The 22,469-nt window shown below is 61.8% G+C and carries 20 protein-coding genes and 1 pseudogene; 11 read left to right on the top strand and 10 right to left on the bottom strand.

What is annotated here, in order from left to right; genetic code table 11:
• Window positions 1–51: 51 nt before the first annotated feature.
• Complete coding sequence (locus tag V1273_RS02090) at window positions 52–870, bottom strand: ABC transporter permease (protein WP_334379509.1); 819 nt, start codon at window positions 868–870, stop codon at window positions 52–54.
• The gene (locus tag V1273_RS02085; protein ID WP_334366024.1) at window positions 867–1,661 is read right to left on the bottom strand and encodes an ABC transporter ATP-binding protein; all 795 of its coding nucleotides are present in this window, start codon (window positions 1,659–1,661) and stop codon (window positions 867–869) included. The genes V1273_RS02090 and V1273_RS02085 overlap by 4 nt, the downstream gene beginning before the upstream one ends.
• A gap of 125 nt (window positions 1,662–1,786) precedes the next feature.
• On the opposite strand from V1273_RS02085, the gene V1273_RS02080 reads away from it, so the two are divergent.
• From V1273_RS02080 to V1273_RS02065, 4 genes and pseudogenes are all read left to right on the top strand, one after another.
• On the top strand, window positions 1,787–3,112 hold the full coding sequence (locus V1273_RS02080; RefSeq protein ID WP_334408561.1) for an ActS/PrrB/RegB family redox-sensitive histidine kinase: 1,326 nt from the start codon (window positions 1,787–1,789) through the stop codon (window positions 3,110–3,112).
• 115 nt (window positions 3,113–3,227) lie between these two features.
• A complete protein-coding gene (locus V1273_RS02075; protein WP_028347745.1) occupies window positions 3,228–3,782 on the top strand; it encodes an ActR/PrrA/RegA family redox response regulator transcription factor in 555 nt (184 codons plus the stop codon).
• A 194-nt stretch (window positions 3,783–3,976) separates the two neighbouring features.
• A pseudogene (locus V1273_RS02070) lies at window positions 3,977–5,696 on the top strand (SulP family inorganic anion transporter).
• Between the two features lie 301 nt (window positions 5,697–5,997).
• The gene (locus tag V1273_RS02065; protein ID WP_334408559.1) at window positions 5,998–8,118 is read left to right on the top strand and encodes an MASE1 domain-containing protein; all 2,121 of its coding nucleotides are present in this window, start codon (window positions 5,998–6,000) and stop codon (window positions 8,116–8,118) included.
• On the opposite strand, the gene V1273_RS02060 is transcribed toward V1273_RS02065, so the two are convergent.
• Window positions 8,113–8,775 carry a response regulator transcription factor gene (locus tag V1273_RS02060; protein WP_334366020.1) on the bottom strand — a complete coding sequence of 221 codons (663 nt, stop codon included), beginning with the start codon at window positions 8,773–8,775 and terminating at the stop codon, window positions 8,113–8,115. The two genes, V1273_RS02065 and V1273_RS02060, sit on opposite strands and share 6 nt — an antisense overlap.
• 417 nt (window positions 8,776–9,192) lie before the next feature.
• Between V1273_RS02060 and opgC the strand changes: the two genes are divergently transcribed.
• Together opgC and V1273_RS02050 are read left to right on the top strand one after the other, a co-directional pair.
• Window positions 9,193–10,575 (top strand): OpgC domain-containing protein, encoded by a 1,383-nt coding sequence (opgC, locus tag V1273_RS02055; RefSeq protein ID WP_334408558.1) that lies wholly within the window; start codon window positions 9,193–9,195, stop codon window positions 10,573–10,575.
• A 61-nt stretch (window positions 10,576–10,636) separates the two neighbouring features.
• A complete protein-coding gene (locus V1273_RS02050; protein WP_334366018.1) occupies window positions 10,637–10,855 on the top strand; it encodes a hypothetical protein in 219 nt (72 codons plus the stop codon).
• Window positions 10,856–10,904: 49 nt separating this feature from the next.
• On the opposite strand, the gene V1273_RS02045 is transcribed toward V1273_RS02050, so the two are convergent.
• The 3 genes from V1273_RS02045 to V1273_RS02035 form a co-directional block, all read right to left on the bottom strand.
• A complete protein-coding gene (locus V1273_RS02045) occupies window positions 10,905–11,117 on the bottom strand; it encodes a DUF2945 domain-containing protein (protein ID WP_334366017.1) in 213 nt (70 codons plus the stop codon).
• Between the two features lie 376 nt (window positions 11,118–11,493).
• Complete coding sequence (locus V1273_RS02040; RefSeq protein ID WP_334408557.1) at window positions 11,494–11,979, bottom strand: MmcB family DNA repair protein; 486 nt, start codon at window positions 11,977–11,979, stop codon at window positions 11,494–11,496.
• A 159-nt stretch (window positions 11,980–12,138) separates the two neighbouring features.
• On the bottom strand, window positions 12,139–12,972 hold the full coding sequence (locus V1273_RS02035) for an RMD1 family protein (protein WP_334366015.1): 834 nt from the start codon (window positions 12,970–12,972) through the stop codon (window positions 12,139–12,141).
• A 185-nt stretch (window positions 12,973–13,157) separates the two neighbouring features.
• Here V1273_RS02035 and V1273_RS02030 point away from each other — a divergent pair, with 185 nt between their 5' ends.
• A complete protein-coding gene (locus V1273_RS02030; protein WP_334366014.1) occupies window positions 13,158–13,838 on the top strand; it encodes an MBL fold metallo-hydrolase in 681 nt (226 codons plus the stop codon).
• 34 nt (window positions 13,839–13,872) lie between these two features.
• On the opposite strand, the gene V1273_RS02025 is transcribed toward V1273_RS02030, so the two are convergent.
• Together V1273_RS02025 and V1273_RS02020 are read right to left on the bottom strand one after the other, a co-directional pair.
• A complete protein-coding gene (locus tag V1273_RS02025; RefSeq protein ID WP_334408556.1) occupies window positions 13,873–15,084 on the bottom strand; it encodes an extracellular catalytic domain type 1 short-chain-length polyhydroxyalkanoate depolymerase in 1,212 nt (403 codons plus the stop codon).
• Between the two features lie 127 nt (window positions 15,085–15,211).
• Window positions 15,212–16,618: an MFS transporter gene (locus V1273_RS02020; RefSeq protein WP_334408554.1), complete on the bottom strand. Its 1,407-nt coding sequence runs from the start codon at window positions 16,616–16,618 to the stop codon at window positions 15,212–15,214.
• A gap of 251 nt (window positions 16,619–16,869) precedes the next feature.
• On the opposite strand from V1273_RS02020, the gene V1273_RS02015 reads away from it, so the two are divergent.
• Both V1273_RS02015 and V1273_RS02010 read left to right on the top strand, forming a co-directional pair.
• The gene (locus V1273_RS02015) at window positions 16,870–18,111 is read left to right on the top strand and encodes an LLM class flavin-dependent oxidoreductase (RefSeq protein WP_334366011.1); all 1,242 of its coding nucleotides are present in this window, start codon (window positions 16,870–16,872) and stop codon (window positions 18,109–18,111) included.
• Between the two features lie 222 nt (window positions 18,112–18,333).
• Window positions 18,334–19,710, top strand: coding sequence for a cytochrome P450 (locus tag V1273_RS02010; protein ID WP_334408552.1), 1,377 nt, complete (start codon window positions 18,334–18,336; stop codon window positions 19,708–19,710).
• A gap of 145 nt (window positions 19,711–19,855) precedes the next feature.
• Here the strand turns inward: V1273_RS02010 and V1273_RS02005 are convergent, their stop codons facing one another.
• Window positions 19,856–20,353: a cupin domain-containing protein gene (locus V1273_RS02005; RefSeq protein ID WP_334366009.1), complete on the bottom strand. Its 498-nt coding sequence runs from the start codon at window positions 20,351–20,353 to the stop codon at window positions 19,856–19,858.
• A gap of 33 nt (window positions 20,354–20,386) precedes the next feature.
• Window positions 20,387–21,223 (bottom strand): SDR family NAD(P)-dependent oxidoreductase, encoded by an 837-nt coding sequence (locus V1273_RS02000; protein WP_334408551.1) that lies wholly within the window; start codon window positions 21,221–21,223, stop codon window positions 20,387–20,389.
• On the opposite strand from V1273_RS02000, the gene V1273_RS01995 reads away from it, so the two are divergent.
• Both V1273_RS01995 and V1273_RS01990 read left to right on the top strand, forming a co-directional pair.
• Window positions 21,222–21,398, top strand: coding sequence for a hypothetical protein (locus tag V1273_RS01995; protein ID WP_334366007.1), 177 nt, complete (start codon window positions 21,222–21,224; stop codon window positions 21,396–21,398). The genes V1273_RS02000 and V1273_RS01995 overlap by 2 nt on opposite strands.
• Before the next feature lie 13 nt (window positions 21,399–21,411).
• Window positions 21,412–22,374, top strand: a complete 963-nt coding sequence (locus V1273_RS01990; RefSeq protein ID WP_334366006.1) for a sensor histidine kinase — start codon at window positions 21,412–21,414, stop codon at window positions 22,372–22,374.
• Window positions 22,375–22,469 lie beyond the last annotated feature (95 nt).

The following is a 22,469-nucleotide window of genomic DNA, read 5'->3' as shown; positions in this document are numbered from 1 at the left end:
TCCACGCGCCAAAAGGCGTAGAAACCCCGGAAAACCACGGGAAACTGTGACTTATTCGCCACCCCCGAGCAAAGATCCGTGATGTTTGGCACTGCGCAAAAGAGCGAGGAAGATCGCAAAGGAAGCGGTAAACAGCACCGCGTTGATGGCCAGTGACCAGACCATCAGGTCGATCCTGAGCACGTGATCGATCAGAAGCGTACGCATGCCTTCGAACACATAGGTCGGCGGCAGCATCCACGCGATCCATTGCAGCCAGGCCGGCAGCACCGCGACCGGATAGTAGACGCAGGCGAGCGGCATCAGGCCGAACATCACCGTCCAGACGATGCTCTCGGCGCCCAGCCCGTTGCGCAGCACGAGGCCGGAAACAAAGATCCCGATCGACCAGCTGGTGAAGATCAGGTTGCAGAAGAACGCGATCAGCGGCAGGCCGATCGCGAAGAAATTAAAATCGAAGAAGAACAGCGCCAGCAGCGTCATCGGAATCACGCCGATCGCGAGCCGGATCAGGCTCATGATCATCAGCGAGATCAGGAATTCGATCGGCTTCAGCGGGCTCATCATGAGGTTGCCGAGGTTGCGCGCCCACATCTCCTCGAGAAATGAGATCGAAAAGCCAAGCTGGCCGCGGAACAGGATGTCCCACAGGATCACGGCGCCGATCAGCGTGCCGCCGGCGCGCGCGAAGAAATTGTCGTTCTGCGCGATGTAGTTCTGCAGGAAGCCCCAAGTGATGATCTGCAGCGCCGGCCAGTAGATCAGCTCCAACAGCCGCGGCCACGACGACATCAGGAGATACCAGTAGCGCAGCACCATCGCCTGGATGCGGTGCGCGGAAATCCCGTGATGGGTGGCGGTAGCGCTCATGGCGCGGTCTCCGCCACCCGGCCGCGCGCGACGTCGAGGAACACGTCTTCCAGCGTGGTGCGGTTGTAGCGCGCCATGATCTGGTCGGGACTGTCGTCATCTTCGATGCGGCCGCGCTTCATGATGATGACGCGGTCGCACAGCCGCTCCACTTCCAGCATGTTGTGCGAGGCCAGCAGGATGGTCGCGTCATGGGTCCTGCGATAGTTCTGCAAATGCTGCCGCACCCAGTCGGCGGTATCCGGATCGAGCGAGGCCGTCGGCTCGTCGAGCAACAGCAGCTCCGGCTGGTTGATCAGCGCCTTTGCCAGCGCGACGCGGGTCTTCTGCCCGGCCGAGAGCTTGCCATTGGCGCGATCGAGAAAATCTTTCAGGTCAAGGTCCGAGGCGAGCTGCTCGATGCGCTCGGCGAGATTCTCCACGGCATAGAGCCGGCCGAAAATGGTGAGATTCTGCCGCACCGTGAGCCGCATCGGCATGTCGACATACGGGCTCTCGAAATTCATCCGCCCGAGCACCTCGGCGCTCTGCTCCGGCATCGCGTGTCCCAGCACCTGGACGCGGCCCGAGGTCGGCAGCACCAGCCCCATGATCATGGCAATGGTCGTGGTCTTGCCGGCGCCATTGCCGCCGAGCAGCCCGGTGACGCTGCCACGCGCGATCCGGAACGAGATATCGTCGACCGCGCGGGTGGTCTTGTAGAGCTTTATCAGATGCGCAACCTCGATCGCGGCGGGACCTTGCGGCCCGGCCGCGGGCGATTGCGCTGGCGTGGCGTCACCTGTCGTCATGCAATCCGTTCATTGGGCCATCGCGGGGATGAGCGCAAGGCTTTGAACTTCGTGGCCATGAGGCCCTGCCCCACACGCGATCCAACGAATTTGTGATCGCGCGCCGCGACAGCTAAACTCCAGCAATGTCCGACGTCGCAGCCTCCGATTTCCGCCATCCGCACCGCTATGTCCGTCTCGATACGATCCTCCGGCTGCGCTGGCTGGCGGCGCTCGGCCAGCTCACCGCGATCTTCATCGTGGCGCATGGACTGGAGTTCGACTTTCCCGTTGTTGCCTGCGTGGCCGTCGTCGGGATCTCGGCGCTGCTCAATCTTGCGCTGCAGGTTGCCTTCAACCCGATGCAACGGCTGGAACCGGTCTATGCGGCGACGCTGCTCGCGCTCAACATCGTCGAATTGGCCGCGCTGTTGTTCCTGACCGGCGGCTTGCAGAACCCGTTTTCATTTCTGTTCCTCGGCCCCGTCCTGATCTCGGCTACGGTGCTGCCGATCCGGATGACGGCTGGCCTCGGGCTGTTGGCGGTCGCCTGCGCCTCGGCGCTGGTGTTCTTCCATCTGCCGCTCCCTTGGGACAGCGAAGACCCGCTGGTGCTGCCGCCGATCTATCTGTTCGGCGTCTGGCTCTCGATCGTGCTCGCGATCGGCGTCACCAGTCTCTATGCGTTCCAGGCGACCGAGGAGGCGCGCAAACTTTCCGACGCGCTGGCCGCAACCGAGCTGGTGCTGACGCGCGAGCAGCATCTGACCCAGCTCGACGGGCTGGCCGCGGCTGCCGCGCATGAACTCGGCACGCCGCTGTCGACGATCTTCCTGATTTCGCGGGAGCTGGAAAAGACCGTCGAGAGCAATGACCAGTTGGCCTCCGATCTGAGGACCCTGGGCGAGCAGGCGCAGCGCTGCCGCGACATCCTCGCCAAGATCACCCAGCTATCTTCGTCCGGGGCGCCGTTCGACCTCATGCCGCTGTCTACGCTGATCGAGGAAGTGGTGGCGCCACACCGCGATTTTGGCGTCACGATCAGGGTGCGGCTTGCTGTCGCAGCCACCCGGGAGCCTGTCGGTGCCCGGAACCCGGCGATTCTGTATGGCGTCGGCAACATCCTGGAGAACGCCGTCGATTTCGCGCGGACGACGGTAGAGGTTAACGCCTGGTGGAACGCGGATACGGTCGAAATCGTCATCTCCGATGACGGCCCCGGCATCGCCCCCGACATGCTGAAACGGATCGGCGAGCCCTATTTATCAAGGCGCCGCAGCGCCGATGAACCCCACCGCGAACGCGCCGGCCTCGGCCTTGGCGTGTTCATCGCCCGGACGCTCCTGGAACGCACCGGCGCGAAAGTTTCGTTCTCCAACCGGACCTTTCCCGATCACGGCGCCGTGGTGCGGATCGCGTGGCCGCGCGTCCGCTTCGAGGCCGAGGAAAGTGCTGCCGGGCCAGTGGATTAAAAGGCGTTAAGATTCAGGAAACCGGGGCTGCTCGACGCTGGGGCCCTTGGCAGTGCAAAATTACCGCGCCATATGATCTATAAGTGCTCCGCATCCGCAACCGGGATACCTTGCCTTGAACGACATCGCCGAACTGAACGATCTCGCCGACCGCTCGCTGCTGATCGTCGAGGACGACAAGCCGTTTCTGGAGCGCCTGTCGCGAGCGATGGAAACCCGCGGTTTCGCGGTGACATCCTGTGACACCGTGTCTGACGGGCTGGCGCAGATCAACAAGTCAGCACCGGCCTTTGCGGTCGTGGATCTGCGGCTCGGCGACGGCAACGGGCTCGATGTGGTGTCGGCGCTCAAGCGCAAGCGCCCCGACGCGCGCACCATCGTGCTGACCGGCTACGGCAACATCGCAACCGCCGTCACGGCGGTGAAGATGGGCGCGGTGGACTATCTCTCGAAGCCTGCCGACGCCGACGACGTGGTCGCGGCGCTGCTCGCCAGCGGCACCGAGAAATCCGAGTTGCCGTCCAATCCGATGTCGGCGGATCGCGTGCGCTGGGAACACATCCAGCGCATCTATGAAATGTGCAACCGCAACGTCTCCGAAACCGCGCGGCGGCTCAACATGCACCGCCGTACCCTGCAGCGGATTCTGGCCAAGCGCGCGCCGCGGTAGTCCCCCCGCTATCAATCCCCGATCATCTCGGGGCCCCTCCAGGTTTGCCGAAGGCGGCCGTCGTCCTGCGCCGCAGGCATCGGCTATAGTCAGCCCGGATCAAGGGAAAATCTCGCACGGCAGGGTATGCGTGAAGACCGGTCGCAGCGGCGCCGAGCCCAAGCGCGCCCGGCTAGGCTTGGGAGTGACCGGCAATGAAGCACTGGATGCGCTGGCTGCCAGGTCTCGACACCCTCCTTCGATATGAAGCGGGGTGGCTCAGGCACGATATCCTCGCCGGGCTCGCGCTGTCGGCCATGCTGGTCCCGGTTGGCATTGCCTACGCGGAGGCGTCGGGCTTGCCCGGCATCTACGGTCTGTACGCAACCATCATTCCGCTCTTTGCCTACGCATTGTTCGGCCCAAGCCGCATCCTCGTGCTGGGACCGGACTCGGCGCTTGTAGCTATCATCCTTGGCGTTGTCGTTCCGTTGTCTGGCGGGGATCCGGTCCGCGCGGCAACCTTGGCCGGCATGATGGCCATCGTTTCCGGGGCGGTACTCATTCTGGCAGGCATCGCGCGCCTGGGCTTTGTGACCGAGCTGCCCTCCAAGCCGATACGCTACGGCTACATGAACGGAATTGCATTGACCGCATTGATCAGCCAGCTGCCAAAGCTGTTCGGCTTCTCGATCGAGAGCGAGGGATCTTTGCGGAGCTTGTGGGCGATCGCCGGCGCCTTCCTTGAAGGAAAGACCAACTGGGTGGCCTTCGGGATCGGGCTCGGCACGTTGGCGGTTATCCTGCTGCTCCAGAAATACAAGCGGCTGCCGGGCATTCTGATTGCAGTCGTCGGGGCAACCGCCGCTGTCGCTGCGCTGGACCTTACGACGCGTTACAGCGTGGCGGTTCTGGGTCCCCTTGCGCAGGGTCTGCCGGGTTTCGCTGTTCCCCGGATCGATCCCGGCGATATAGTCCCGGTGCTGATCGGCGGTTGCGCGATCGCCATGGTATCTTTTGCAGATACCAGCGTGCTTTCGCGCGCCTATGCCGCACGATTGGGCGATCACGTTGATCCCAACCAGGAGATGGTGGCGCTCGGTGCCGCCAATCTGGCAACCGGTCTTTTTCAAGGTTTTCCGATCAGCAGCAGCAGTTCGCGTACGCCTGTTGCGGAAGCCGCCGGCGCCCACACTCAACTGACCTGCATCGTTGGTGCGCTTGCCATCGCTTTCCTTCTGCTGGCGACACCCAACCTCCTTCAGTATTTGCCTAACGCTGCGTTGGCCGCTGTCGTCATCGCCGCTGCGATCAGCTTGATTGAGGTCACCGACCTCAAGCGGATCTTCCGCATTCAGCCGTGGGAGTTCTGGCTATCGATCGTCTGCTTTGCGGGCGTTGTCGCTCTCGGAGTGATTCCGGGAATAGGTCTGGCAATCGCTATCGCCATTGCCGAATTTCTATGGGACGCCTGGCGCCCGCACTCCGCCGTATTGGGGCGCGCCGACGGCGTCAAAGGTTATCACGACATCACGAGATATGCGGATGCACGCCAGATCCCCGGGCTGGTTCTGTTCCGATGGGATGCGCCTCTGTTCTTCGCCAATGCTGAATTTTTTAAGGAGCGCGCTCTGGACGCGGTGGCGAGATCGCCGACGCCCGTCCGCTGGCTGGTCGTTGCGGCCGAGCCCGTCACCAGCGTGGACGTCACCGCCGGCGATACGCTCGCCGTATTGGACGAGACGTTGCACGCACAGGGTATCGAGCTTTGTTTTGCCGAACTCAAGGATCCCGTAAAGGACAAGCTGAAGAAATTCGGACTGTTGGCGCAGCTTGGCGAGAATTGCTTTTTCCCAACCGTCGGCGCAGCCGTTACCGGCTACCTGGAAGTCCATGACGTAGAGGGAGGACTGGGAGGACCGAGCCAAACGTTAGGGGGTGACATGCCGGGCACACGCTGATCGACTTCCGCCCTTGGCACTTGGTGGCTGTGATCGACGTCCCGACAAATGTCCGCTGGTCAGGGAAGAGCGGACCTCGAGGGTCTAGCCGCGATGTCCGAGAATGACCCCTTTTCAGACTTCGCGGGGCAAAGGCTTACTGCCAGCTGCGCGTTCTGCTACCTCTGGGTAGTTTTCTCAACGAACCCGAATTGCGATTATGCAGGGCAATTGCGGTGGCCGCCGGGGTGGGTCAGTCAGGCAGACGATCCAACTGCCTAGTCCAGGCGTCAACGATGTCCGATCCACGATCACTAACGCCGGAGATAAAGTTCCGCCGAGGCATTAGCTATGCCGGCGGTCTGGTCGCAATTGGACTGATCTATTTCGCCCTGGCAAAGGGCGGCCTTGCTCTCGCCTCTATTCATCCCAGTGCAACACCAATTTGGCCACCGACGGGTGTCGCGCTGGGGGCGGTGCTATTGTGGGGATATCGGACTTGGCCCGCAATTTTCACGGCGGCGGTGATCGCCAATGCGACGACCGCCGGCTCGGTTGCCACCGCAATTGCGATTGCGACCGGTAACTCTCTTGAAGCGATTGTTGGCGCTTACCTGATCAATCGATGGTCGGGCGGATGTAATACGTTTTCGATGCCAAATTCTGTCGCGAAGTTTGCTCTGATTTGCTTCGTGATCGCGACACCAATCAGCGCCAGCATTGGACTGACCAGCCTTGCAACCGCCGGGTACATCGAACCGACGAATTTCGTGGACGCCTGGGTCACATGGTGGCTGGGAGATGTGACCGGTGCGCTGGTCATTGCCCCTGTTATTGTGCTTTGGGCATCAAGCCACTATCACGCTTTCAACCGCAATGAATTTTTGGAGACGGTCGGCGTCCTCGCGACCGCAGCGACTGTTGGACTCATTGCTTTCAGTCCCCTGATCGAGCAAACGCCAAGCCGAGATCCATTGGGTTTTCTTGCGATCTTGCCAATGTTGTGGGCGGCGCTGCGCCGCGGTCCACGCGACACCGCAACGGTTGCGCTGGTGCTTGCGGGCATCACGATTTGGGGGACGCTAATGGGCGGCGGTCCCTTCACGACTGCGGATCTCAACGCTTCATTCCTGCTGGTGTTGATGTTCTTGATCAGTATTACCGTTCCAAGCTTGTTACTGAGTGCTGATGTCGAGGTGCGCAAGAAAGCGGAGGAAAGTCTGCGCCGCGCGCAGATCGAACTCGAACGGAAGGTCGCAGAGCGAACGCAAGAGCTGGAACTCGCCAATGCAGCAAAATCGCGCTTTCTTGCCATGGCAAGCCATGATTTGCGGCAACCCTTACATGCACTAGGCCTGTTCGTTGCACAGTTGCGCACGCCTCTCAAATCGCGGGAAAGAACAAAGACGATCGAGCGGGTCGATGCAACGCGTAAAGAAATGGACGATATGTTCAATTCGCTTCTGGATATCTCCAGGCTCGATGCTGGGATGCTTACCCCCAAAATTACCGAGTTCCCGATCGCGCGCCTGTTAGAAACGCTAGAGACGAGGTTTGATCAGGCAACGCGAGAAAAAGGCCTGCGTCTACGTGTTAGGCGAAGTGACGCCTGGGTGCGCAGCGACGCCATGCTGCTCGAACGCATACTGCTCAATCTGGTATCCAATGCTGTGCGCTATACCTTGCAGGGCGGGATCATTGTTGGATGTCGTCGCCGCGGTGAAATGTTGCGTATCGAAGTATGGGATAGCGGTCCCGGCATTCCTGAGGATCAGAAGCAGAATATCTTCGGCGAGTTTTTCCAAGTTCCTGCCCCCGGACGGAACCAGTACAGCGGCCTGGGGCTTGGCTTAGCCATTGTCGACAGGCTTCGCCTGCTTCTCAACCATCAAATCGAGTTAGCTTCGACTGTGGGCCGAGGTTCGCGATTCGCGATCCTGGTTCCGATGGCAGATCAATGCGTCACGTCCACCGAGCCGGTCGACCCACCTCAACCCGCAGCATTCGCTGTCGAAGGCAAGGTAATTCTTGTTATTGCAGATGCTCCAATTGTGCAGGAGGGAACGGGCGGATTGCTTGGCAAATGGGGATACTCCGTCCTTACCGCCGGGTCCGACGAAGCTGCACTTTACCGACTTGCTGAGCGCGAACAACGCCCCGATCTTATAATCTCGGACTATCATCTTGCGAGCGGCAAGACCGGGATTCGAGCAATTGAACAAATCAATGCGGCGTTTGGTTCATCAATTCCAGCTATTCTCATCAGCGGCGATACGGCACCTGAACCATTACGTGACGCTAAGGATAGAGGATACATTTTGCTGCACAAGCCTGTCGACCCAATGCGGCTCCGCGCTGTTATGCGCGAGCTCTTTATGGATCATGACAATAGGAGAGACACCGGGACGGCTTTATGACTCAGATTTCGGCGACAATTCGCAGCCCATTTTTCCTACTTTAATTACTGCCTCGGTGCGGCTTGTTACGCCGAGTGCCTTGAGAACGACCGTGACGTGGTTCTTCACTGTCGGCACCGCCATATTGAGGGTCTTGGCAATGACCTTGTTGCTTTTTCCCTTCATCAGGAGCGCAAGCACTTCAATCTGCCGATCAGTCAACCCGAGATCCTTAAGAGAGTCGTGCGTTGCTAGCTTATTTGTAAGCCGCGGAGACGTTGTTTCCTCCAGAATCTCCGAGGGAATGTAAATACCACCGGAGAACACTAACTTAATGGCGTTGAGCATGACCTCACGTTCGGTAGTCTTCGGGATGAAACCCAGAGCGCCAAGTTTGAAAGCGCGCTTGACTGTATCTTGATCATCCGAGGATGAGAGAATGATGATAGCAATGGTCGCATAGCGGTCTCGCAGTTCGCGGAGGACAGAGAAGCCATCTCGATCAGGCAAATTGATATCAAGCAAAATGAGGCTGATGTCGGGATGTTCCTCGACTATGTGCATTGCCTGACGGCTGTTCGAAGCTTCAAATATGACGGCGTCTCGCTTCAGTTGTTTCAGGACACCGCGCAACGCCTCGCGAATCAATGCATGATCGTCGACAATAAGAACTTTCATAAAAGCTCTCCGTCATCCCATTGCACGGAGATCCAATTGAAAAGAATATCATATACCCACCTTCGGGTCTTTGGCGAGGAAGAGGCTGGCGGAAGACTGGCTCCCGAATCCGTCCATCAATTGATGCCGAGATCTCTACGGTACCTTAATCATAGGACCTAGGAACCTGTCTGTGTGGACCTCCGGCTGATTTACGCGCGCCGAGCCGCTGAACGATAATCGTCAACGGATAGCCTCACGCGCTAGGAGATTCTACCAAGCGCATATGGTCGTTATCGCAATAGCTTTTCGTGGCCGAGTTCGGCGTGAAGCAGCTCTAGACTGCGGCGTTGTCACGATCCGGCAGTGCGGCGGCGATGTTTTTTATCAAATTCGGTCCCTCTTGAAGCGCGCTCGCACGCCGGATGGGGCAACCAGATGGATGATCGAACCGCCACCCCGAAGCCATTGGTAGGCGCGCTGCCGGAGCTGAAAGGCCAGGGTCGTGACCTGCGAATAGATGCCTGCCGGGGCATCGCGCTCTGGTGCATCTTTCTTGACCATGTCCCCAACAACATCGGGAGCTGGCTGACGCTGCGGAACTACGGCTTCAGCGATGCCGCGGAAGTGTTCATGTTCGTCTCGGGCGTAACCTGCGCGCTGGCCTACGGCAAAGCATGGCGCTGCGAGGGCTGGACCGGAGTGATCAGCCGAACGCTGCGGCGAAGCTGGGACATTTATGTCGCATTTCTGCTGCTCACGCTCGCCTGCGCCATCCTGGTTCACCTCGCAGGCACGGGCCGTATTGCTGACGAGAGCAATACGCGTATCTTGTTGGACCATCCGGGCGCAACGTTCGCGCGCGCGGCGATCCTGCAATACCGTCCGGTCAACACCGACGTGTTGCCGGTCTTCGTGCTTCTTCACCTCTTGTTTGCGCCGCTGCTGTGGCTGCTGCTGCGAGCGCCGAACGCAACGCTTGGCGCCTCGCTGGCGCTTTATGTGCTGGTGCATGTCTTTGGCTGGACCGTCCCGGCCTGGCCGAACGGCCACTGGGCCTTCAATCCGCTGGCCTGGCAGCTGCTGATCGTGCTTGGCGCGTGGTGGATGATCGAAGGCGAGAGAGCCCGGCCGTGGGGGACCTCGCGCGCCGCGCTTGTGGCTGCCGTTCTCTATCTGGTGTTCAGCCTCATCATCGCGTTGAGCTGGCGCATCAAACCGCTGGAAGTGCTGGTCCCGCAGGCGCTGCTGACGGTGCTTTTCCCGATGGACAAATCGAATCTCGATCCATTGCGACTGCTGCATTTTTTGGCCCTTGCGGTTTTGGCGGCATGGCTCGTGCCCCGCAAGTGGCGAGGGTTGATGACGCCGGTGATGCGCGGCGCGATCCTCTGTGGCCAGAACTCGCTGCCAATCTATTGCGTCGGCGTTCTCTTGACGTTCGCCAGCCACCTGGCGCTGCTCGACATCTCGGACGGACTTGCGCTGCAGATCACGCTCAGCGTTGGTGGCGTGTTGGTGATGATCGTGGCGGCGACGATGCTGAACTTGATCAAGATCAAACCCAGGCAGCCGCACGCGAAGCCCGCCGACCTGCCCGTCGAGCAGCCAACCAAGTTTGAGCTGGTCGTCGATCTCAGGACAGCCAAGGCGCTCGGCGTTGACATTCCGCCCACGCTGCTCGCCTCGTGCCGGCGAGGTGATCGAATAAAGATGCTGTTTGCCCCGGCGCGCGAATCCGGCTGCGGCGCTGATCCAGTGCCAGCAATCGCGCACGCCGTGGGGCCATTAGCGAAAAATGTGGACCAGGATGTGAGTTAGATCACCAAGGACTGTGGAGCCTGCCCCTTATTCTTCCGGCCATCGTACAGGAGCCAAGGCCATGATTTCCCACCCAAGGACCCACAAGGGAGCGGTGCTGATCGCGGCGTGGATGGTGTTTGCCTGCGTAGTGGCATTACTGTCGGTCAACCTGACATCACCCACCAGCGCCGCGCTCGGCGCTGACTGGCAGTGCAGCAGGTTTGCGCTCGTAGTCACGACCTGCACCCCGGTGCGTGCACACGAGACCGTTTCCACTGGCGTGCGCAAGCGGACTTAGTACACGACGTCACGCCGGCCGCAGTGCTTTCGAATTCACGGTCGGGCCATCAGCCGAGGCGCCTCAACACCCCGGCCTTGTGCAAGGCGATGTGATCGGTCTTGTCGCTCTTGATTTCATACTGCGGATCCTCCCGTGTAGCACGGTGGATGTGGCCTTTATAGTTGACTGCTCGTTTGTGCACTTTGATGATTTTTCCGCGCACACGTCCGGCTTCCGAATTCCAGCTCACGTGATCGCCAACCTTAAACGCTTTGGCCATGGCTCAATCCTGGTCCGCTCCCTATCGTAGGGCTACGCACGATGAGAAGAGCGCGTCTGTGTAACTTTGATCGCTAATTTGTGTTCCTGCCTGCTAGCGAATAGCCATGTCGCGCCGCACAGGCGAGAGCGAAGATCGATCAGTCGAGATGTGGCGTGACGTTGAGTCCGGCGATGTCCGGAAGTGGCCCATTTCGAACCTCGCGCAATCTCCGATCCGAGTCCGCTGTGCGCTCAAAAGCTGACATCATCGATTATGAATTCGGGGCAGAGCGCCGCTAGCGCGGCGGGCTCTGTACCGGCCCGCCCGTCTCGTTGGCTGCATTTGGCAGACGCGCTCTCGAATTGCGGATGCGCCGGCGAACCCGCTTCGCGGTCTAAAACTCGCCGTGACCCTGCGGATCGACCAGCCGGTTGATGCGCTGCGCGGCGGCCATCGCGAACCTCACCGTCATCGATTTGCGCGTTGCGGCCGGCAGGCGATGCTCGGGCGCCTCGCAATGCAGGTGTGCGCCATAGGCGTCGGCAATGATCAGGCCGGTATCTTGCGGGAAGATCTCGCACGGCAAATCCAGCGTGAAGGCGAAGAACAGCCGGTCGCAATGCATCCGGTAATCCTGCCATTTCTGGTCGGCGCGCAGATCCTCCACGGATGACTTGATCTCGACGATCCAGATCTCGCCCTTCTCGTTCAGCGCCACCAGGTCGGCACGCCGGCCCGACGGTAGCGGCAATTCGCTGACGCACGAAAAGCCCAGCGACCGCAGCAGCCGCGCGGTGCCGCGCGCGATCGCCAGCGCCGTCTCCGACTGACGACGGTCGGGCGGAGGCGCGAGGCTGATGTGGCGGGCGGGTGATTCCATGGCGCTCGAACCTTAGCCGATTCCGGGCCGTCCAACAGGCGGTCCCTCGCCGCGTCGGCCGCAAATTTGTTCCCCGGCCCCCGGCTCGGCGCTCGCGGAGCCTGTCATCGGGCGCGCGTTCGCGCGACCCGTTGGCTCGCTTGGCCGGGACGACAAAGCTCAGGGGTGCCGACCCATGGCGAGTTGATAGATCGTCACCAGAACCTCGAACAGGATCAGGAGCACGATGATCACTTCGAGCCGAAGCGAGCGACGCGTGTCGATGATATCGGTCAACACCTGCGCGCTCTCGGCAATCACGGCGAGCTTGTGGTTCAGCGATTCCGCACGCTCATTGAGCTCGTACTCGTCCTCCAGCCGGGCATACAGCCGCTCCAAATGCGGCTTGTCCCAGAGCACGTCGGGTTTCTCTGCCACCTCGACCGGCCCCGACACCCGATGCCGCACCAGTAGCGCGCTGCCGATATTTTTCAGGATCGAGCGACGGCTGCCGCGCATACGCCCGCTCAGCGCCAGTTCCCGCGCGAACGGTTCGGTCGTGTCAAATACGCTGGCAACCTCGCGTTCATGCCGAGCCAGAACGACGCTCTTCGCCAGCGCCTCGCCGATCAGGATCAGCCGCTCGGGCGAAAGGCTTTGCAGACAGATCGGCCCGCCCGGTGGAATCTGGTCCTCCCTTTCCGGGGCCAGCTCGACGATTGCGATTTCCTCGTCACGCCGCGCAAACTTGCCCGTCATGCGCTTGTCAAGGCCGCGAAGGAATTCCTCTTCTTCCAGCGCGTTCAGTCCGATCAGGACCACCACGCCATAGCGGAAGAGAATCGCGACACCATTCTCGTTGACGCGAAACGCAAGCGGTGTGGTGGCAAGGACATCGCCGCGCTCAAGGCCCGACGTGTTCAGGCGATCGCTGACAAAGAAGGCGCGAGCCGTGGTGCGAGGCCCGACCAGCGACGATGTCGAAGCCTTATTCGATGCAGAATCCTGGCTCATGGAAATCCCAACTGCCGAACCCCGATGAAATCCGAAACTGGCCGGCGAAGGCGATACAAGACGTCGCACTCCAACCCGTCACACGACGCGCAACGCTATCACGGAGCCGTGTGGATCGCACGCCGGATACAAAATGATCGCAAACCCCGTGTTGACGACCTTCCGGGGATGAATATGTTCCCCAGATGGAAAACAGAACCGATACCCAGGCCGAGAACCAGGCGAAGGCCGGCGCGATGATCGTGCCGGTGACGCTGTTCGAGCAGAACTGCACCATCATCTGGCACGAGCCTTCCAAGAAGGCCGTGGTGATCGATCCCGGCGGTGACGTTCCCAAAATTCTGGAGGCGATCAAGCAGACCGGCGTCACGGTCGAGAAGATATGGCTGACGCACGGCCATATCGATCATGTCGGCGGCGCCGCCGATTTGCGTGACGCGCTGCAGGTCAAGATCGAGGGTCCGCATATCGCCGATAAATTCCTGCTCGACAACGTCGTCTCGAGCGGCGAGCGCTTCGGCATCACCGGGGTGCGCAATTTCGGGCCCGACCGCTGGCTCGACGAAGGCGATCAGGTCTCGATCGGCGAACTCACCTTCGACATCCTGCACTGCCCCGGCCATTCACCCGGCAGCGTCGTGTTCTTCAACAAGGAATTGCGCTTCGCCCATGTCGGCGACGTGCTGTTCAACGGATCGGTCGGGCGCACCGACCTGCCCGGCGGCAGCCACGCCACGCTGATCAATTCGATCAGGGAAAAGCTATTGCCGCTCGGCGACGACGTCGGCTTCATCTGCGGCCATGGCGCCGGCTCCAGCCTCGGTCAGGAGCGGCTGACCAATCCGTTCCTTACCGACGCGATGTGAGCTGAAATTGTCCGGCTGACGCTGTGGTGTCCGGCTACTTCATCAAGCCTGCGGCCGTCAGCGCGCGGGTGATGACGCTGCCGACATCGATGCCGCGGCGCTTCGGTTCGCGCGGCGCCGGCTTGTGTTCGCGAACCGGCTGGTGGGTCCTCGACCAGAGTCTTGCGGCGATATCGGACGACTGCAGGGATTCCGTGGCAGCCGACCGAACGATCTTTGGCGCCTGCGCTGGCCTGGCCGCTTCGCTGGCCGGACTGACGCGCTCGGTCAGGCCGAAAAAATTTGCGATGTGATACGACGAGGAAATTCCCGCCTCGATCAGGAACGCGCCTTCCGCGCCGTAGCGCTCGTCATTGCCGGCAAGCCCCAGCGGCGTACCGTGGGCCATATCGGTGATGGTATAGGACTCCACGACGGTCTCGCCGTCTTCGTTCCACCACACCTCGCGCGGATGGCCGTCGACGTCTCCCATCGACATCGGCGCCGCCGGCAGGCCGTGGACGTCGAGCCACTGCTTGACGATCTCATTGGCGTTGCCCGGGTTGACGGTGCGGTCGGCGCTGCCGTGCCATACCGATACTTTCGGCCATGGCCCCCTGTGCTTGGAGGCCTTGCGCACGAGATCGCCCAGCTTGCCGGCGGGGCGTGATGTCGACTGCATCATGCCGCCGAGCGCTTCGCGGACATTGCTGGCGATACCGTAGGGCAGACCGGCGATGATGGCACCACCCGCAAACACGTCCGGATAGGTCGCCAACATCACCGAGGTCATCGCGCCGCCGGCGGAAAGCCCCGTGATGAAGATGCGGCGCGAATCGAGTTTGTGATCGGCGACCATCCGCGCAACCATCTGACGGATCGAAGCGGCCTCGCCGCGGCCGCGCGCGATGTCGCCCGGATTGAACCAGTTGAAGCAGGTGTTGGCGTTGTTCGACGCCTGCTGCTCGGGCATGAGCAACGCAAACCCGTAGCGTTTGGCGAGCGTCGACCAGCCGGTGCCGAAATCGTAACCGGCCGCGGTCTGGCCGCAGCCATGCAGCACGACGACAAGGGCGCGTGCGGGCAGCAATTGCTCCGGCACGAACGCGAACATTTTGAGCGCGCCTGGATTGGTGCCGAATCCGCTGATTTCGACGAGCGGACTGCCGGCCCCTGGCAACGTGCTTCGGCCATAGATTCCCAGGCCATTGAACCCGTTCAGCTTCGGGAAATGGCGCAAGAATTCGACGTTCTTGGCGAGAGACAACGACAGGCTCCTGGGGCGATTGTTCTTAAATCACGCTACCCAGAACAGATAGTTGTTGCACTGCAAAATAGAAAGGCCGTGCACTGTCATTCCCCACAATCAAATTTTGGCAGTTGACGTTAATTTGTCATCCTGTGATCCGACGCATCCATGTCAGGAATGCGGCGCAGACGATGATCGACAACGCAAACAGCGCGCACGCGACGAGCAGCGCCGGCCGCGCCGACTGGGCGGCTTCGATCGCGAAGAAGGCCGCGCCGATTGCGGCCACGCCGGCCGCGTTGGCGATTTGCGCGGTCGTGCCGTACATGCCGGAGCCCGCACCGGCGCTTGCCGGTTTCACAGTCGAGAGCACGGCGCTCGACAACGGTGCCATCACGAGCCCCTGGCCATAACCGAAAATCGTCAGCACCAGCGCAAGTACGATCGCGGACGGCGCCTCGATCCATTCGACCGCTGCCGCCAGGACCGCAAGGCCCGCAATCTGCACCGCACAACCCTCGATCAATACCAGCGTGCCGCGATGTTTGGCCCGTATTCCACTATGCCGCGAGGCGATCACGAAGGTCAGCGCCAGCGGCAGGAAGACGAGGCCAGCCTGCAGCGGCGGAATGTGCAGTCCCTTCTGCATGTAAATTGTCATAACGAGATAGAACGACAGGTTGGCGAAGAAGAAAGAGAACACCGCAGCCAATCCGCGCATGAACGCGGCATCCGACAGCAACGAGAGATCGATCAGCGGCATGCCGCCGCGGCAGGCGACCGCACGCTCCAGCCGCAGGAAGGCGGCGATGATGGCAAGACCCACCGCCATCGCCAGCCAGACCGCTAGCGACCAGTGCAGGTCATGGCCGAACAGCAGCGGGCCGATCAGGCACAACAGCCCGAGAAACAGGACGATGGCGCCTGATATATCGAGCCGCGTCCCGGCCCGGCGCGGCGCCATCGGCATGATCCTGAAAGCCGCAGCCATGATGACAGCGCCAAAGGGTACTTTGACGAAGAACACCGCACGCCAGCCGAGGCCTGCGAGATCGAGCGCCACCAGAACGCCGCCGAGCAGAAAGCCGGCGGCACCGGCCAAACCGAGCACGATGCCGTAGATGCCAAAGGCGCGGGCGCGCGAGGCGTCCGCGAACAAGAGGTGAATGGTGGCGAGCACCTGCGGCACCATAAATGCTGCGGTCGCGCCCTGCGCCAAGCGCGCGGCGATCAGTTCGGAACCGGATTGCGCCAGCGCGCACCACAGCGAGGTAATTGTGAAGCCCGCGACGCCTGCGATGAACACGTTGCGCGTGCCGTAGATATCACCGAGCCTTCCGCCGGTGATGACGAGGGTGGCATAGGCGATCAGGTATATCGCGATGACCGCCTCGATCTGCGCCGCGCTCGCGTGCAGCTCGGCCGCAATGGTCGGGATCGCGACATTGACGATGAAGGCATCGACCCCGAACATGAACTGTGCCGCAACGACGGTCGCGAGCACGAGCCAGCGACGCGAAGTATCGACGGGATTGGAGACGATCTGATGCATGAGAATGGCCTTGTCCGGGGTCCTTGCGCCCGATGATCTCAAGCCCTGATCATCCCGGCGATTACCTGGCGGGTAACTTTCCTCAAATTCAGCCGGGAAGGCGCGCGTAATTCCGGGCGGCGGCAAGTCAGCCAACTACGCGCGACAACCATGCGCTGCCGGCGGGCTGACGAGGTTGCCTTGCTACGGCCCACCCCGTAGGTTTCCTGCCAAGCAATTCCAAAGAACAATAGACCCGGAGAGAACCACCCATGGCACGCCTGAAATTCGGAGCCTTTCTCGCCCCGCATCATCCGATTGGCGAGCATCCGTTGCTGCAATTTCGTCGCGACCTCGACTTTGTCGAACAGATCGACACGCTCGGCTTCGACGAATTCTGGTGCGGCGAGCACCATTCCTCGGGCTGGGAAATGATCGCCTCGCCGGAAATGTTTCTGGCCGCTGCCGGCGAGCGGACCAAGCGCATCAAGCTCGGTACCGGCGTGGTCTCGCTGCCCTACCACCACCCTTACAATGTCGCGCAGCGCATGGTGCAGCTCGACTGGATGACCGGCGGCCGCGCCATTTTCGGCTCAGGTCCGGGCGCGCTCGCCTCCGACGCGCACACGCTCGGCATCGATCCGATGACGCAGCGCGACCGCCAGGACGAGGCGATCGCGATCATCCGCCGGCTGTTTAGGGGCGAGCGCGTCACCGCCAAGAGCGACTGGTTCACCATGCAGGACGCGGCGCTGCAATTGCTGCCGCTGCAGGAAGACATGCCGTTCGTGGTGGCGTCGCAGATTTCACCGTCAGGCATGACGCTTGCCGGCAAATACGGCATCGGCATCATCTCGCTCGGCTCGATGTCGACGCAGGGCCTGATGGCGCTGCCGACGCAATGGGGCTTTGCCGAGGATGCCGCCAGAAAGGCCGGCACCACCGTAAGCCGTTCGGACTGGCGCGTGCTGCTAAGCTGGCACATCGCCGAGACGCGCGAACAGGCGCAGCGCGAGGCCGGTGCCGGCCTGATGCGCTGGCACAACGAATATAATGTGCGCACGCTGCAGCGGCCGGGGCTGGAGCCGTTCACCTCGCCCGAGGACGCGATCGAGAAAACCGCCGGCGGCGAAAATGCCGCCTCCACCATCGGCACGCCGGATGATCTGGTCAAAACCATCAAGAACCTGATGCAGGTCTCGGGCGGCGTCGGGGCCATCATCGGCTTCGTGCACGACTGGGCCAATCCGGAAAACACAAGGCGTAGCTGGGACATGGTCGCGCGCTACGTGATCCCCGAAATCAACGGCTATGTCGCAAAACTGCGCGAATCGCAAAAATTCCTGGTCGAGAACCGCGCGGTGTTCGAGCGCGCGGGCCAGGCCGTGATGGCCAAGATCATGGAAAACGAAAAGGCCGCCGCCGCCTTGCAGCACACCGGCCCCGGCCGCGTCGCGATTCCCGCCGTGAATGCGCCCGACCTGCAGAAGGAAGCGGCGAAGCGCAAGGCGTAATGGGCTTTGTGAGGGGCAACGAGATCTGTCCCCGTCATTGCGAGCGAAGCGAAGCAATCCATAGCGCCACAAGCGGGGGACATGGATTGCTTCGCTACGCTCGCAATGACGGGGTTGGCAGCTTTGCCCTATTGCCATACCGGGAGACAATTTAAGGCCGCGACAAAGCCGCTGACACGGGCGATAATACTCGCAATCCGAAGCTCAACCGGAGCAATTGCCATGTCGATGCAGAGTGTGGCTTCCCCCGTCAATATCCCGGTGCCGCCGAACCCCAAGGCGTTGCGGCACATTCCCGGTAACGAAGGGTGGCCGTTCATCGGCAACACGCTGGCGGTGCTGGCCGACCCCAAGGGACAGATTGAGAAGTCGGCCGCCAAATACGGTCTGATCTACCGTACCCATCTGTTCGGCGAGACCAGCGTGACGATGCTCGGGCCCGAGGCCAACGAGCTCGTGCTATTCGACCAGGCGCGCCTGTTCTCCTCCACCCATGGCTGGGGGCCGATCCTCGGCCTGTTGTTTCCGCGCGGGCTGATGCTGCTGGATTTTGAAGAGCACCGCCTGCACCGCCGCGCGCTGTCGGTCGCGTTCAAGTCGGGACCGATGAAGTCCTACCTCGTCGATCTCGACCGCGGCATTGCCGCGCGGGTCAAGCAGTGGAAGGCGCAGCCAGGCGAGATGCTGGTGTATCCGGCGATGAAGCAGCTCACGCTCGATCTGGCGGCGACGTCGTTCCTCGGCGCCGATATCGGGCCTGAGGTCGACGAGATCACCCGCGCCTTCATCGACATGGTGGCCGCCGCCGTGGCGCCGATCCGGCGGCCGCTGCCGTTCACGCAGATGGGTCGCGGCGTTGCGGGCCGCAAGCGGATCGTTGCCTACTTCTCCGAGCAGATTCCGATCCGCCGCGCGCGTGGCGGCGGCGATGACCTATTCTCGCAGCTATGCCAGGCGACGCACGAGGACGGTGCGCTGCTGTCGACCCAGGACATCATCGACCACATGAGTTTTCTGATGATGGCGGCGCATGACACGCTGACATCGTCGCTGACATCCTTTGTCGGCGAGCTTGCCGCCCACCCCGAATGGCAGCAGCAGTTGCGCGAGGAAGTCAAAGGCCTCGGCATCGAGGCCAACGATCCCTCCAGCATCGACAATCTCGAAAAGATGCCGCTGTCGGAAATGGCGTTCAAGGAGGCGCTGCGGCTGAAGCCGCCGGTGCCGTCGATGCCGCGCCGCGCGGTGCGCGGCTTTTCGTTTAAGGGGTACGACATTCCCGCCGGCACGCTGGTCGGCGTCAATCCGCTGTTCACGCACCATATGCCGGAGATCTGGCCCGAGCCGGACAAGTTCGATCCGATGCGTTTCTCCGACGAGGCGCAGCGCACCCGCCACCGCTTCGCCTGGGTGCCGTTCGGCGGCGGGGCGCATATGTGCCTCGGCCTGCACTTCGCCTACATGCAGGCGAAGACCTTTGCACGGCATTTCCTGCAGAATCTCGAAGTGTCGCTGGAGTCCGGTTACAAGGCGGACTGGCAGATGTGGCCGATCCCGAAGCCGCGGGACGGGCTGCGGGTGGTGGTGAAGGCGATCTAGCCGTCATTGCCGGGCTTGACCCGGCAATCCATCGCGCTTCGCTTGATTCTTTTCGATCGATGCGCGGGGCATAGGCGAGCGGAAGCGACGCCGTTCTTCGAACGGCTATGCCCGCGGCATGACGAGTTGGGATCGGGGTGCGCTCTTACTTCACCAGCGTCGTGAGCTGCGCGCCTTCATCGGCCACGAACACCGCGATCAATTCCGCCGGCTCCGTAGTGCTGGCATTGGCCGAGACCAGGTGGGTTGAGCCAGGCGGCTCGAAGAACGACTGACCCACCCCAAACGTCTCGATCGGGCCGCCGGCAAGCTGCGAGCGGATCTCGCCCTTGGTGACGTAGGCGGTGACGGAGCCGGCATGCTGATGCGCAGGCGTAAAGCCGCCCGGGCCGTAGAATACGCGCACGATCGTAACGCGCTTGCCCGGCACGTTCGGCAGTGCATGCGAGCTGATCGGCTCGACGACATCCTGCGTCGAACCGGTCACGCTGTTGGCGCAGAGCGGCTCGATGATCGCTGACACCGCGTCCATGGTCGACGGCAGCGTCTTGCTGATGACGAAGGCACAGGCGACCCCGGCGATGATGGCGAGATAGAACGGGCGAGAGTTGGCTGGTTGTGACAGCCGGAATGTTGCAGACATTTGCGTCTCCGCTTGCAATTTGTAGCCGTGACCCTACCCCTGATCGAACGCCTTCCTCAGCGTGACATAACCCTGCTGCTGCTGGCTCCAGTTGCGGCCGCCGGTCATGGCGCCGTCGACCACCAGATCGTGGCCGTTGATGAAGGAGGATTCGTCGCTGGCCAGAAACACCGCGGCGTGCGCGATATCCTCTGGCAGACCGGCGCGCGGAATCGGCTGCGCGGCCTTGTAGACCTCGCGCATCACGGCCGAGGTCTTTTCGGCGGCTTCCACCGACAGGCCGAGCGCTTTACCGAAAATGCCGGTCGCGATCGCGCCGGGCGAAATCGAATTGACGCGGATGTTGGCTTCGCCGAGCTCCATCGCCACGCATTTGGTGAGATGAATGACGGCGGCCTTTGCCGCGCTATAGACCATCGACGACGAAAAGCCGGCGAGGCGGCCGGCAATGCTGCCGTTGTTGATGATGCTGCCGGAACCCTGCTTGCGCATATGCGGCGCCGCATGTTTCATGCCGAGCATCACGCTGCGCACCAGCGTCGCCATCGCGGCGTCAAACCGCTCGACCTCGAGGCCTTCGATGCCGCCGGTCTGCGCCGGGCCGCCGGCATTGTTGAACAGGCAATCGATGCGGCCGAACTTTTCCACCGCAAGCCCGATCAGCGCGCTCATCTGTTCTTCCACCGTGACGTCGGTCTGGCGGAAGATGCAGTTGGCGCCGAGCTTCGTGGCCAGCGCCTCGCCCTCCGGCGCGCGGCGCCCGGCGATGACGATTTTTGCGCCCTCGGCGACGAATAGCTCCGCGGTGTGCAATCCGATGCCGCTGGTCGCGCCGGTGATCACTGCGACCTTGCCGTCCAGCCGTCCCATGTTGTTACCCCCGTCGAAATTCGTTGATGCCAATATTCCCGCCTCTCAAGGACAAGGCAAGCGAGCTTGTTCCATCGCAATCGCCCGGCGCTCGGCTGGCCTTGCTGCCTTCCGCGCCACGAAATCCCCGATTTTCGGTATGATCGGCCATATTTTGGATGCGCTGATCACGTGAAGTGACAACCCCGATGAAGAAATTGATCGACGAGCTCAGGCACGGCTGGCAGGGGATCTCCCAGCCCTCCCTGCTTTCCAGCACCGTGTTCGCGGCCGGCTGTCTTGCCTTGTCGACGATCGCCCGGTGGGGCATTGCCCAGATTCGTCCGGACGTATTCTTCACGCCTTATTTTCCAGCCGTGTTCCTGGCCGCCGCCGTCGGCGGCGCCCGGGTCGGGATCGCGACGGCAATCGCGGGAGGCGCGCTCGGCGTCTTCGTCAATTTCAGCAGTGCCACGGCCGATTCCGCACGGTTTGCGCTGCTCGTGATGTTCTGGGCAGTTTGCGGCTTTGCCATTTGGGGCGTCGACCATTACCGGAGGATCGTCGCGCAACAACGGGAAGACGCCAAACGCCTGGTCCAGGAAGAGGAATATCGCAAGCTCCTGGTCGAGGAGTTGCAGCACCGGCTCAAGAACAAGACATCGACGATCCACGCCGTGCTGCACCAGGTCCTGCAGGACCAGCCGCAGATCTGGGGCAGTATCGATCGCCGCCTCCGCGCATTGTCGGCGACCGACGATTTGATCGCGCGGCTGGACGGCAGCGGCTGTGACATCAAGGATATGCTGCGTTCCGAGCTCGGACCCTACGGCCATGTCCGGTTCAATTTGAACGGCGATGCGCTGTTTCTGCCGGCCAAACTCGCGGTCAGCCTGGCGCTGATCTTCCACGAGCTGGCCACCAATGCAGGCAAGTACGGCGCGTTTTCTTCGGCCCGCGGGCTGCTGCAGGTGTCGTGGTCGGTGTCGGACGATCGCCTCAATCTCACCTGGGATGAAACCGAAGGCCCCGTGATCGAAGGCGTCGGCCCGCCGGGCTTCGGCACCAAGCTGTTGCAATCGGCACTGCGCTCGTTCGACGGCAAGACCGAGATCAGCTTCCTGAAGACCGGCGTGCATTGCACGATGCAATGCAAGATCCCGGCGAGCTAGGCGATTGCCGCCGGCACGCGCGAACTCTCTCGCATTGCGTTGACACTCTGTTAATGACGATCGAGCCCGGTGCGGTTCGAAATCGCCGACTCCTA

The sequence above is a fragment of the Bradyrhizobium sp. AZCC 1721 genome (genome assembly GCF_036924715.1).
In the GTDB taxonomy this organism is placed as follows: domain Bacteria; phylum Pseudomonadota; class Alphaproteobacteria; order Rhizobiales; family Xanthobacteraceae; genus Bradyrhizobium.
Note: the sequence above shows the minus strand (reverse complement) of the source record. Positions and strands in the feature narration are given on the sequence as shown.

Coding starts and splice junctions, on each gene's coding strand:
- V1273_RS02080 (WP_334408561.1), top strand. CDS start 1,787: ATGTCCGACGTCGCAGCCTCCGATTTCCGCCATCCGCACCGCTATGTC.
- V1273_RS02035 (WP_334366015.1), bottom strand. CDS start 12,972: ATGAGCCAGGATTCTGCATCGAATAAGGCTTCGACATCGTCGCTGGTC.
- V1273_RS02060 (WP_334366020.1), bottom strand. CDS start 8,775: ATGAAAGTTCTTATTGTCGACGATCATGCATTGATTCGCGAGGCGTTG.
- V1273_RS02020 (WP_334408554.1), bottom strand. CDS start 16,618: ATGCATCAGATCGTCTCCAATCCCGTCGATACTTCGCGTCGCTGGCTC.
- V1273_RS01995 (WP_334366007.1), top strand. CDS start 21,222: ATGTTGTTACCCCCGTCGAAATTCGTTGATGCCAATATTCCCGCCTCT.
- opgC (WP_334408558.1), top strand. CDS start 9,193: ATGGATGATCGAACCGCCACCCCGAAGCCATTGGTAGGCGCGCTGCCG.
- V1273_RS02010 (WP_334408552.1), top strand. CDS start 18,334: ATGTCGATGCAGAGTGTGGCTTCCCCCGTCAATATCCCGGTGCCGCCG.
- V1273_RS02030 (WP_334366014.1), top strand. CDS start 13,158: ATGGAAAACAGAACCGATACCCAGGCCGAGAACCAGGCGAAGGCCGGC.
- V1273_RS02015 (WP_334366011.1), top strand. CDS start 16,870: ATGGCACGCCTGAAATTCGGAGCCTTTCTCGCCCCGCATCATCCGATT.
- V1273_RS02005 (WP_334366009.1), bottom strand. CDS start 20,353: ATGTCTGCAACATTCCGGCTGTCACAACCAGCCAACTCTCGCCCGTTC.
- V1273_RS02065 (WP_334408559.1), top strand. CDS start 5,998: ATGTCCGATCCACGATCACTAACGCCGGAGATAAAGTTCCGCCGAGGC.
- V1273_RS02090 (WP_334379509.1), bottom strand. CDS start 870: ATGAGCGCTACCGCCACCCATCACGGGATTTCCGCGCACCGCATCCAG.
- V1273_RS02040 (WP_334408557.1), bottom strand. CDS start 11,979: ATGGAATCACCCGCCCGCCACATCAGCCTCGCGCCTCCGCCCGACCGT.
- V1273_RS02050 (WP_334366018.1), top strand. CDS start 10,637: ATGATTTCCCACCCAAGGACCCACAAGGGAGCGGTGCTGATCGCGGCG.
- V1273_RS02000 (WP_334408551.1), bottom strand. CDS start 21,223: ATGGGACGGCTGGACGGCAAGGTCGCAGTGATCACCGGCGCGACCAGC.
- V1273_RS01990 (WP_334366006.1), top strand. CDS start 21,412: ATGAAGAAATTGATCGACGAGCTCAGGCACGGCTGGCAGGGGATCTCC.
- V1273_RS02085 (WP_334366024.1), bottom strand. CDS start 1,661: ATGACGACAGGTGACGCCACGCCAGCGCAATCGCCCGCGGCCGGGCCG.
- V1273_RS02045 (WP_334366017.1), bottom strand. CDS start 11,117: ATGGCCAAAGCGTTTAAGGTTGGCGATCACGTGAGCTGGAATTCGGAA.